At 64.5% G+C, this 11,374-nt stretch carries 8 protein-coding genes; all 8 read left to right on the forward strand.

Annotation, left to right across the window (positions count from 1 at the left end):
• Positions 1-267: 267 nt before the first annotated feature.
• The 8 genes from K7I12_RS17480 to cheZ all read left to right on the forward strand — a co-directional run bounded on the left by K7I12_RS17480 (position 268) and on the right by cheZ (position 11,361).
• The gene (locus K7I12_RS17480) at positions 268-1,962 is read left to right on the forward strand and encodes a methyl-accepting chemotaxis protein (protein ID WP_031383208.1); all 1,695 of its coding nucleotides are present in this window, start codon (positions 268-270) and stop codon (positions 1,960-1,962) included.
• Positions 1,963-2,027: 65 nt separating this feature from the next.
• Entirely contained in the window at positions 2,028-4,202 is a 2,175-nt protein-coding gene (locus K7I12_RS08290) for a methyl-accepting chemotaxis protein (protein ID WP_231663856.1), read from the forward strand.
• A 63-nt stretch (positions 4,203-4,265) separates the two neighbouring features.
• Positions 4,266-6,437 (forward strand): methyl-accepting chemotaxis protein, encoded by a 2,172-nt coding sequence (locus K7I12_RS08295; RefSeq protein WP_231663857.1) that lies wholly within the window; start codon positions 4,266-4,268, stop codon positions 6,435-6,437.
• A 38-nt stretch (positions 6,438-6,475) separates the two neighbouring features.
• Entirely contained in the window at positions 6,476-7,345 is an 870-nt protein-coding gene (locus K7I12_RS08300) for a CheR family methyltransferase (RefSeq protein ID WP_031383210.1), read from the forward strand.
• A gap of 63 nt (positions 7,346-7,408) precedes the next feature.
• Positions 7,409-8,470, forward strand: a complete 1,062-nt coding sequence (locus K7I12_RS08305) for a protein-glutamate methylesterase/protein-glutamine glutaminase (RefSeq protein WP_031383211.1) — start codon at positions 7,409-7,411, stop codon at positions 8,468-8,470.
• Positions 8,471-8,541: 71 nt separating this feature from the next.
• On the forward strand, positions 8,542-10,242 hold the full coding sequence (locus K7I12_RS17485) for a methyl-accepting chemotaxis protein (RefSeq protein ID WP_031383212.1): 1,701 nt from the start codon (positions 8,542-8,544) through the stop codon (positions 10,240-10,242).
• Between the two features lie 39 nt (positions 10,243-10,281).
• On the forward strand, positions 10,282-10,671 hold the full coding sequence (cheY, locus tag K7I12_RS08320; protein WP_031383213.1) for a chemotaxis response regulator CheY: 390 nt from the start codon (positions 10,282-10,284) through the stop codon (positions 10,669-10,671).
• Between the two features lie 27 nt (positions 10,672-10,698).
• Positions 10,699-11,361: a protein phosphatase CheZ gene (gene cheZ, locus K7I12_RS08325; RefSeq protein ID WP_031383214.1), complete on the forward strand. Its 663-nt coding sequence runs from the start codon at positions 10,699-10,701 to the stop codon at positions 11,359-11,361.
• Positions 11,362-11,374 lie beyond the last annotated feature (13 nt).

The following is an 11,374-nucleotide window of genomic DNA, read 5'->3' on the forward strand; positions in this document are numbered from 1 at the left end:
TCGAGCGCTGCATGCCGTTCACGGCTTGCATTCAGCGCTTAGGCGACTCCTTGCCTGACCCGCGATAACCCGCCCGCACTATCAAGGATCCGTCGTGTCTGCCGATAGCTTTCTATACCAGGGCCTGACGACAGGCATGGCGTCGATCAGCCTGTTCGCCATTACTAAAGACGCTCGCGCCAGGCCGCGAGTTGGCCACGGCCGAGTCGTAACGTGGCCATTCAACTCGGGCGCTTGTTGATTAAAACGATAGAAAGCAGGGGAACCATGAAGCTACTCGATAACATGACCGTCAAGGTCAGCTGGCTGCTGGTATTGATGGTGTTCAGTGCATTGCTGGTGGGCGTCAGTGCGCTGGGCTGGTACGCCGTGCAGTACAGCCAGCAGGCGTTGGGCACGCTGAATCGTGTCAATGTCGAACAGCAAGCGACTCTCAATCGGGTCAACAGTCAACTGCTCAATCTGCGCTTGACCATTCAGAACGAATACGCACGGATGACCGGTTCGACCTGGGGATCGCAGGCATCCCAGCTCGATTCATTGCCGGCCCGGCTCGACGAGGTGCGCGAGACCTTCGCACAGTTCAAGGCCATTCCGGTACAGCCCGGGCACCAGGCGCTGGTCGAAAGGATCAAGACCAACTTCCAATCCCTGGTCGATGAGGCGCTGACCCCGCAGGTGGCGGCATTGAGCGACATGGATCTTGCCGCCTACAGCGAGTTCGCAGGGCCCTTGCAGGAACTCAGCGATGCCTTCTATGACAGCGCCGTGGCCTTTTTCGGGACGGCCGAAGCCGAAGGCCGCGCGCTGTATGGCGAATTCCACAGCATGGCGGTTGCGCTGAAGGTCGCCATTGGCGTGGCGCTGATGGTGGCGCTTGCGATGATCCTGGGCGTGCTGTGGGGTATCACCAAAAACGTCATTCGCCCGCTGGAGCGTGTCGTCGCTCATTTCGAGCGGATGGCCGAGGGCGACTTGTCGGCACCCGTCGAACGCCGCGGCAGCAACGAGATCGGCAAGCTGTTCTCGGCGCTGGAACGCATGCAGGACGGGCTGTCGCGCACCGTCGGCAATGTGCGGCGCAGCAGCCAGTCGATCTATCGCGATTCGCAGAGCATCGCCAATGGCAACAATGACCTGTCGGCGCGTACCGAGCAGCAGGCTGCCTCGCTGGCCGAGACTGCCTCGAGCATGGAGCAATTGACCTCGACGGTCGACCAGAACGCCGACAATGCCCGCCAGGCCAGCCAGCTTGCCGAGAGCGCCGCCCAGACGGCCGAGCGCGGCGGCAGCGTGGTCGGTCAGGTCGTCGATACCATGCGCGATATCAGCGATAGCTCGCACAAGGTCGTCGATATCATCGATGTGATCGACTCGATCGCCTTCCAGACCAATATTCTGGCGCTCAACGCCTCGGTCGAGGCGGCGCGGGCCGGCGAGCAGGGCCGCGGCTTCGCGGTGGTCGCCGACGAAGTGCGCAACCTGGCCAGCCGCAGCGCCAGCGCCGCCAAGGAAATTCGCGGGCTGATCGAGGCCTCGGTATCGCGGGTCGATACCGGCTCGCAACTGGTCGATCAAGCCGGCAGCACCATGACCGATATCGTCACCGCCGTGCAGCGCGTCAACGACATCATGGAAGAGATTGCCGCCGCCTCGCAGGAGCAGAGCAACGGCATCGGCCAGACCAACCAGGCGATCAGCCAGATGGATCAGGTCACCCAGCAGAATGCCTCGCTGGTGCAGGAGTCGGCGCACGCCGCCGCCACGTTGGCTCAGGAGGCCGAGCGGCTGCGCGAATCCGTGGCCCAGTTTCAGCTCGCCCGGGAGCAGCAGGCCAGCGCCGAGGCCGCCACCCGGCCGTCAGCCAGGGCAGCCGCGAGCCAGGCCGCCTTGCCGGCGCGTCGTCAGGGTTCGCCCACCCCCCCAGCCAGGAGCGAGGAACTCGATTGGGAGTCGTTCTGACCCTCGGGCAACCACCATAAGCGGCATTTGTCACGCCGCAATACAAACAATCAAGGGAAGCACGCATGCGCAACAACCAGCCCATCAGCCAACGCGAATACGTGCTCGACGACGAGCACTACCTGATCTCGCGGACCGATCTCAAGGGGCGCATCACCTATGCCAACCCGGCCTTCGTCGAGGTCAGCGGCTTTGCTCGGGAGGAGCTGATCGGTGCTCCGCACAGCCTGGTGCGCCACCCGGACATGCCCGAAGCGGCGTTTGCCAATCTCTGGGAAACCCTGGAAGCCGGCGAATCCTGGCATGGCCTGGTCAAGAACCGGCGCAAGGATGGCGACCATTACTGGGTCAACGCCAGCGTCACGCCGATCTTCGAGGCGGGCGAGCTGCAGGGCTATGCCTCGGTGCGCGTCAAGGCCGAGCCCGAGGCCTGCGCCTACGCCGAACGGATCTACGCGCAGTTGCGTGCCGGCAAGAGCGGGGGAGTCAAGCTGGTGCGCGGCCAGCTTGTAAAGCGTGGCTTATGGGGGCGGCTGAAGCGCGTTCAGTTACGTTCGTTGCAAGGGCGCATGGCCAGCATCGTCGCACTGGCACTGCTGTTGTTGGCAGTGAGTGGCGGGCTGGGCCTGTATGGCGTCGACAAGGCCGGTGAGCGCACCCGGTTGCTGCAACGCGATGGGCTCGAGGATGTGGCGCGATTGCAGCAGATCGATCAGCTCACCACCCAGGGCTATCAAGTGCTCTCCAACACCGACCGCATGGCGCTGATGGATGCGCGCCTGGAGTATGCCAAGAAGCTCGAGCAGCTTTCCACCCGCGTCGGGACCATCTGGGCCGAGTTCACCGCCCGCGACGTCAATGCGACCGAACAGGTCACCGCTTTCGGCGAGCTGCTCGACAACTATCTGCAGCAGGGCCTGATGAACATGGTATCGGCGTTCAGTGGGGCGGAGGCATTCGACGCCTTCGTGGCGCTGCGCGATAACCTCGAAAGCCTGCAGGCTCAGGGGGCCGAACTATCGGCAAAGGTCAACGCGCTGATCCAGTCGAAGCAGACTGCAGCCCTCGAGATGGCCCAGCAGGCTCAGGGCGAACGACGCAAAATGATGATCTTCCAGGGCGCGTTGCTTGCGCTAGGCATGTTGTTACTGCTGGTCATGGGAGCGCTGAGCGTGCGCGCGATTCGTCGTCCGCTCAAGGAGTCGATGCAATTCACTCAGCAGATTTCCGCCGGCAACCTTGGCGCCACCCTGCCGGAGAAACGAAGCGGCGAGATGGGTCGTCTGATGAGCGCACTGGACATCATGCGCAAGAGCCTGGCGAGCATCGTCAAGGATGTCGATCGCAGTGTGGGCATCGTGCGCCCGGCGTCGCGGGACATCGCCGATGGCAACGAGGATCTGTCGTCGCGCACCGAGCAGCAGGCCGCGTCGCTGCAGGAAACCGCCTCGAGCATGGAGCAGATGACCGCCACGGTGAAGCAGAACGCCTCCAATGCCCGCGAGGCCAGTGGCCTGTCGAGCAACGCCGCGAGCTCGGTGCGCGAGAGCGGCGAGGTGATGAACGAGGTGGTCGACACCATGGGCCGGATCACCGACAGCTCGCGCAAGGTTTCCGAGATCATCGGGGTGATCGACTCGATCGCCTTTCAGACCAACATCCTGGCGCTCAACGCCTCGGTCGAGGCGGCGCGGGCCGGCGAGCAGGGCCGCGGCTTCGCGGTGGTCGCCAGCGAAGTGCGCAACCTGGCCGGGCGCAGCGCCGACGCCGCCCGCGAGATCCGCGCGTTGATCGACGGTTCCGCCCAGGAGATCGACAGCGGTGCGGCGCTGGTCAAGCGCGCCGAGCGCTCGATCGAGAGCGTGGTCGGCGCGGTGCTCAAGGTCAACGACATCATGGGCGAGATCGCCTCGGCCTCCGACGAGCAGACCGGCGGCATCGACCAGATCAACCAGGCGATCGCCCAGATGGACGAGGTGACCCAGCAGAACGCCGAACGCGTGCAGAGTTCGGCGCGTGCGGCGCAAAGCCTCGATGAGCAAGTGAGCAGGCTGGCCGACGCGGTGGCGGTGTTGCGCCTGGCGGGCAGCGGCAAGGAGAGCGTCGATCGGGCGAGTCGCTTCAAGGCGGCTCAGGCGCGTCGCCAGGTCGATCAGCCAACGCTGTCCGCGCCGACCGCATCCAAGCGACAAGCGTCATCACCCGTCGTCAACGACGAGCAGGAATGGGCAGCCTTCTAGGCAAGACGATAACAATAATCGGCTCGCCCCCACGGCAACAACTTAGCAGGGAATATCCAGGCCATGCGCAATAACGAACCCGTTACTCAACACGAATACGTGCTCGACGACGAGCACTACCTGATCTCGCGGACCGATCTCAAGGGGCGCATCACCTATGCCAACCCGGCCTTCGTCGAGGTCAGCGGCTTTGCCCGGGAGGAGCTGATCGGTGCTCCGCACAGCCTGGTGCGCCACCCGGACATGCCCGAAGCGGCGTTTGCCAATCTCTGGGAAACCCTGGAAGCCGGCGAATCCTGGCATGGCCTGGTCAAGAACCGGCGCAAGGATGGCGACCATTACTGGGTCAACGCCAGCGTCACGCCGATCTTCGAGGCGGGCGAGCTGCAGGGCTATGCCTCGGTGCGCGTCAAGGCCGAGCCCGAGGCCTGCGCCTACGCCGAACGGATCTACGCGCAGTTGCGTGCCGGCAAGAGCGGGGGAGTCAAGCTGGTGCGCGGGCAGATCGTGCGCCGCGGGATGATCGGTTGGCTGAGCCGGGTACGCCTGCGCTCGCTGCAGGGGCGCATGGCGACGATGATCGCGCTGGCGGTGCTGTTGCTGGTGGCCAGTGGCGCGTTGGGCCTCTACGGTCTGCAAACCTCGGCTGAGCGCCTGCAGTCGGTCAACGACAACGGCCTCAAGGACGTCGCCCGGTTGCAGCGGATCGATCAATTGATGAACCGTGGTCGGTCGATGCTGGCTGGTCCGGTGAGCAACCCCATGGCCGGTGGCTTCGAGGACACGGTCGCCAAGGTCGAGGAGATGGCCGTGGAGATCGACGCGGTGTGGGACAACTACATGGCTCGTGAAGTCAACCAAACCCAAGAGGCGGCGACGTTCGCCGAAGGGCTTGAAAATTACCTCGAGGCGGGATTGCTGGCGACCACTCAGAGCCTGACCGACGGCGAGTCCTATCAGGCCTACCTGGCCTATAACGATGTGCTGAAACCGGAAGGCGAGCGGTTGAGTGCCATTGTCAGCGGCCTGGTCTCGGCCAAGCAGGAGGCGGCCCAGGCATTGGTCGAGCAGGCTCGAAAGATCAAGGAGCGGATCATTGCCGCCCAGCTGATCCTGGGTCTGGTGGGGTTGTTGCTGTTGATCGTCATGGGGGCCATGAGCATGCGCGCGATACGCCGGCCGCTCAATGAATCCAAGCGTTTCACCTTGCAGATTTCCGCCGGCAATCTGGCGGCGACCATGCCTGGCAATCGCAACGACGAGATCGGCGAACTGATGGCCTCGCTGAACATCATGCGTCTGAGCCTGGCGAGCATCGTCAAGGATGTCGATCGCAGTGTGGGCATCGTGCGCCCGGCGTCGCGGGACATCGCCGATGGCAACGAGGATCTGTCGTCGCGCACCGAGCAGCAGGCCGCGTCGCTGCAGGAAACCGCCTCGAGCATGGAGCAGATGACCGCCACGGTGAAGCAGAACGCCTCCAATGCCCGCGAGGCCAGCGGCTTGTCGAGCAACGCCGCGAGCTCGGTGCGCGAGAGCGGCGAGGTGATGAACGAGGTGGTCGACACCATGGGCCGGATCACCGACAGCTCGCGCAAGGTTTCCGAGATCATCGGGGTGATCGACTCGATCGCCTTCCAGACCAACATCCTGGCGCTCAACGCCTCGGTCGAGGCGGCGCGGGCCGGCGAGCAGGGCCGCGGCTTCGCGGTGGTCGCCAGCGAAGTGCGCAACCTGGCCGGGCGCAGCGCCGACGCCGCTCGCGAGATCCGCGCGCTGATCGACGGTTCCGCCCAGGAGATCGACAGCGGTGCGGCGCTGGTCAAGCGCGCCGAGCGCTCGATCGAGAGCGTGGTCGGCGCGGTGCTCAAGGTCAACGACATCATGGGCGAGATCGCCTCGGCCTCCGACGAGCAGACCGGCGGCATCGACCAGATCAACCAGGCGATCGCCCAGATGGACGAGGTGACCCAGCAGAACGCCGAACGCGTGCAGAGTTCGGCGCGTGCGGCGCAAAGCCTCGATGAGCAAGTGAGCAGGCTGGCCGACGCGGTGGCGGTGTTGCGCCTGGCGGGCAGCGGCAAGGAGAGCGTCGATCGGGCGAGTCGCTTCAAGGCGGCCGAGCGCCGTCGCGAACTCAGCCATGCGACTTCGGAAAGCGCTGCCTCGTCAGCGAAGCCGGCCAGGACTCCAGCGCGCCTCGCCGGCAGTGAATCCGAATGGGAGGCCTTTTGAACAGCCGAGTGGACTATTCCGACAAGCTGGGTGCCGTCATGGCAGGGAGCGCCACGAGCGCTTCCCTGGAGCGCGATCTGACCATGACCGATACGGACTTCGATCGCGTGCGCAAGCTGATCTATCAGCGCGCCGGCATCGTCTTGGCGGAGCACAAGCGCGAGATGGTCTACAGCCGCCTCGCGCGGCGCTTGCGCCACCACAAGCTGACGCTGTTCTCGGAGTATCTGGCGCGCCTCGAGCGTCAGCCCGACTCCAAGGAGTGGGAGGCCTTCACCAATGCGCTGACCACCAACCTGACGGCATTTTTCCGCGAAGCGCATCACTTTCCGCTGCTCGCCAACCATGTGGCGGCCAGTACGGCGCCGGTGCGTATCTGGTGCGCGGCGGCCTCGACCGGCGAGGAGCCGTATTCCATCGCCATGACGCTGCACGAGGCGTTGGGGACGCGTGCCCGCGAGGCGCGAATCGTGTCCACCGACATCGATACCGAGGCGTTGGCCAAGGCCCGTGAGGCAGTCTATCCCCTCGAGCAGGTGCTCAAGTTGAGCGAGGCGCGGCGCAAGCAGTTCTTCCTGCGCGGCGGTGGCGCTCGCGCCGGCCTGGCGCGAATACGTCCCGAGCTGACTGCCCTGGTCGAACTGCGCCAGCTCAACCTGTTGGCGCCGAACTGGGGGCTGGATGGCGGCTTCGATGCGATTTTCTGCCGCAACATCATGATCTATTTCGACAAGCAGACCCAGGCGAAAATCCTCGAGCGTTTCGTGCCATTGCTCAAGCCCAACGGACTGCTGTTTGCCGGCCATTCCGAGAATTTTTCCTACATCAGCCAGGCGTTCCGGCTGCGCGGCCAGACCGTCTACGAGTTGGCTTCGCAACCCTCAAGTCGTCCATCGGCAAGCCGATAACACCAAGACTATGGTAATCCCCCGAGCGGCGTGTCCGCTCGGGGGAAGGAAAGGAGAGAGCCCTTGAGCGCCCCCAGGATCAAGGTACTGTGTGTCGATGACTCGGCGCTGATCCGTGACCTGATGAGCGAGATCATCAACTCGCAATCGGACATGGAAGTCGTGGCGACAGCGCCCGACCCGCTGGTGGCACGTGACCTGATCAAACGCACCAATCCCGACGTGCTGACGCTGGACGTGGAAATGCCGCGCATGGATGGGCTCGATTTTCTCGAGCGCCTGATGCGGCTGCGTCCGATGCCGGTATTGATGGTCTCGTCGCTCACCCAGGCGGGCTCCGAGATCACCCTGCGCGCGCTGGAGCTGGGGGCCGTGGACTTCGTTTCCAAGCCGCAACTGGGCATCCGCAGCGGCATGCTCGACTACAGCGAGATGATCGCCGACAAGATTCGCGCCGCCGCCCGCTCGCGTCCGCGCGCTGGGCGCCGCCAGCAGGACGCACCGGCCGAGCCGATCAGGGCGCCGTTCATCTCCAGCGAGAAGCTGATCATCATCGGCGCCTCGACCGGCGGCACCGAGGCGATCCGCCATGTGCTCGAGCCGCTGCCGGCCAATACCCCGGCGATTTTGATCACCCAGCACATGCCGGGCGGTTTCACCCGCTCGTTCGCCGAACGCCTCGACCGGCTGTGCCGGATCAGCGTCAAGGAGGCCGAGGACGGCGAGCGGGTGTTGCCCGGCCACGCCTACATCGCCCCTGGCGATCGCCATCTCAAGCTTTCGCGTAGCGGCGCCAACTATGTGGTGGCGCTCGACGACGGCGAACCGGTCAATCGCCACCGCCCCTCGGTGGACGTGCTGTTCAACTCGGCGGCCAAGAACGCCGGGCGCAATGCGATCGGCGTGATTCTCACCGGCATGGGCAAGGATGGCGCCGCGGGGCTGCTGGACATGCGCAAGGCCGGCGCCCATACGCTGGCCCAGAGCGAAGCGACCTGCGTGGTTTACGGCATGCCCCGCGAAGCGGTCGCGGTGGGTGGCGCCGTCGAAACCGTCGATCTGGAGCAGATGGCGAGCAAGATCATGCAGCAGGTGGCGTCCTCGGGACGTGCCCAACGCGTCTGACGCCGTGCGCCGCCAAGCCTCAACGTTAATCAAGCTGCAACGTCAATAATGCCGAAACTGAAGAGAGCCCTATGAAACGCCTGTTCGCCAACCTGTCCATTAGTTCGTTGCTGAGTGTCGCCGTGGTGACCTTCGGCGTGCTGATCCTGATCATCGCTACATTGGGTTATCGGACCGATCGCATCAGCGAAGCCTCGATCGCTACGCTGAACCGGATCAACGTCGAGCAGCTCAACGAGATCGGCCGCGCCGAATCGCTGATGCTCTACAGTCGCATGCGCACCAACGATGTCGTCTCCGAGCGCATGATGGGGCGCTTCGCCGAAGCCAAGGGCTATCTCGGCGAGGCCAGGGGGTATCTCGAGCGCGCCCGGGCGCGCTTCGCCAATTTCGCGGCGGTGCCCAAGACCGACGCCGGAAAGCCGTATACCGTGCCGCTCGAAACCAACATGACGGCGCTGTTCGACAACCTCGTGGGGCAGATGACCGCGCTCGAACAACTCGACATGGAGACCTTCGATGCGCTCAAGGCGCAAGAAAGTTCCCTTAGCGCAGCTTTCGACCAGGCGATGACCGATTTCGTGGGCTATGCCGGCAAGCGTGGTGATCAGGTCGTCAGCGACTATTACTTCGAGATCCGGCAAAGCGAGCTGATCGGCCTGGGCGTGGTGGTCTTCGCGTTGCTGTTGCTCGCCGCGCTGCGCCTGGGGCTGGCGCGCCTGGTGGTTGGGCCGCTGCGCGAGGCGGTCGAGCATTTCCAGCGCATCGCCAAGGCGGATCTGTCCCACGAGATCGCCGCGACGACGCGCAACGAGATCGGCCAGCTGTTCGCCGCCATGCGCGACATGCAGCAGGGTCTTTCCAAGACCGTGCGCACGGTGCGCGACAGCAGTGGCTCGATTTATCTGGGCACCCGCGAGATCGCCGGCGGCAACACCGACCTGTCTTCACGCACCGACCAGCAGGCGGCTTCGATCGCCGAGACCGCGGCGAGCATGGAAGAGCTGACCGCGACCGTCAAGCAGAACGCCGACAATGCCCGCCAGGCCAGCACGCTGGCCAACGAGGCGTCGTCGACGGCCGGGCGCGGCGGCGAGGTGGTCGATCAGGTGATCACCACCATGCAGGGGATTTCCGCGAGTTCCAAGCAGATCGCCGATATCACCGGGGTGATCGATTCGATCGCCTTCCAGACCAATATTCTTGCGCTCAATGCCTCGGTCGAGGCGGCCCGGGCCGGCGAGCAGGGACGGGGCTTCGCGGTGGTCGCCGGCGAAGTGCGCAACCTGGCGAGCCGCAGTGCGTCGGCGGCCAAGGAGATCCGCGAATTGATCGACGGCTCGGTCACCCAGGTCAAGCAGGGCTCGACGCTGGTCGAAGAAGCCGGCACCACCATGCGCGATGTCGTATCCGCGGTGCGCCGGGTGACCGACATCATGGACGAGATCTCGGCGGCCTCGCAGGAACAGAGCGATGGTATCACCCAGGTCGGGACCGCCGTCTCGCAGATGGACGAGGTCACTCAGCAGAATGCGGCACTGGTTCAGCAGGCCGCCGCCGCCGCCGCCTCGCTGGAAGAACAGGCCGATCGGCTGGAGCAGGCTGTAGCGCTGTTCCGCCTGGCCGACGACGGCCGGGCGGAACAGCGTGCCGCTGGCGCCACACCGGCGCTGCCGCAGGCTGGCGTCACACCCGGCCAGACACCAGCCGCCCGTCGTTCCGCCAAGCCCGAGCCGTTGCTCGAGAGCGAAGACGACTGGCAGGAATTCTGACAACGCGTTGCCCAAACCCGATTGAGATGAGGAAGCAAGATGGCCGACAAGAACATGAGCATCCTGGTGGTGGACGATTTTCCCACCATGCGCCGTATCGTGCGTAGCCTGCTCAAGGAGCTGGGCTACACCAACGTCGAGGAGGCCGAGGACGGCCAGGACGCGCTGGGCAAGTTGCGTGCCGGTGGCTTCGAGTTCGTGGTTTCCGATTGGAACATGCCCAATCTGGATGGCCTCGAGATGCTCAAGCAGATCCGCGCCGACGATGCGCTCAAGTCGCTGCCGGTGCTGATGGTGACGGCCGAGGCGAAGAAGGAAAACATCATTGCCGCCGCCCAGGCAGGCGCCAACGGTTATGTCGTCAAGCCCTTCACCGCGGCCACGCTGGAAGAAAAGCTCAACAAGATTTTCGAAAAGCTGGGCAAATAAGACCAATTTCGTGGAGGAGGGCAAGCAATGAGCGTTCAAGCGCAGCATGCCGGCACTCAGCAGGGTGAGGACCTGGTCCAGCGGATCGGGCAGGTGACGCGCATGTTGCGAGACAGCATGCGGGAACTGGGACTGGACAAGGAGATCGAGAAGGCCGCCGAGGCGATCCCCGACGCGCGCGATCGGCTGAGCTACGTGGCGACGATGACCGAGCAGGCCGCCGAGCGGGCGCTCAACGCCATCGACCGTGCCCAGCCGATCCAGGATGCATTGGAAAGTCGTGCCGAGGAACTCGACACGCGCTGGGCGCAGTGGTTCGCCGAGCCCAAGGAGCTCGACGAGGCCAAGGAGCTGGTGGTCGATACGCGTGCCTATCTGAGCGCGGTGCCTGCACAGACGCGCGCGACCAATGCCGAACTGCTCGAGATCATGATGGCCCAGGATTTTCAGGACCTGACCGGCCAGGTGATCAAGCGCATGATGGACATGATCAAGGAGATCGAGAACCAGCTCGTTCAGGTGTTGCTGGATAACGTGCCGGACAGTCAGGATCGCCAGGAACTGCGCAAGACGCTGGTCAACGAGCGCGAGACCTCGCTGCTCAACGGGCCGCAGATCAAGTCCGAAGGCACTGACGTGGTCAGCGACCAGGGCCAGGTCGACGACTTGCTGGACTCGCTGGGCTTCTGATCCGTCAGGCGGT

Origin of the sequence: Halomonas sp. IOP_31 (assembly GCF_021151495.1) — a bacterium.
GTDB classification, from domain to species: domain Bacteria; phylum Pseudomonadota; class Gammaproteobacteria; order Pseudomonadales; family Halomonadaceae; genus Modicisalibacter; species Modicisalibacter zincidurans.

What these genes read in the sequence shown, in the direction of transcription:
- K7I12_RS08295 (WP_231663857.1), top strand. Translation starts at nt 4,266, where the DNA reads ATGCGCAATAACGAACCCGTTACTCAACACGAATACGTGCTCGACGAC.
- K7I12_RS08290 (WP_231663856.1), top strand. Translation starts at nt 2,028, where the DNA reads ATGCGCAACAACCAGCCCATCAGCCAACGCGAATACGTGCTCGACGAC.
- K7I12_RS08300 (WP_031383210.1), top strand. Translation starts at nt 6,476, where the DNA reads ATGGCAGGGAGCGCCACGAGCGCTTCCCTGGAGCGCGATCTGACCATG.
- K7I12_RS17480 (WP_031383208.1), top strand. Translation starts at nt 268, where the DNA reads ATGAAGCTACTCGATAACATGACCGTCAAGGTCAGCTGGCTGCTGGTA.
- cheY (WP_031383213.1), top strand. Translation starts at nt 10,282, where the DNA reads ATGGCCGACAAGAACATGAGCATCCTGGTGGTGGACGATTTTCCCACC.
- cheZ (WP_031383214.1), top strand. Translation starts at nt 10,699, where the DNA reads ATGAGCGTTCAAGCGCAGCATGCCGGCACTCAGCAGGGTGAGGACCTG.
- K7I12_RS17485 (WP_031383212.1), top strand. Translation starts at nt 8,542, where the DNA reads ATGAAACGCCTGTTCGCCAACCTGTCCATTAGTTCGTTGCTGAGTGTC.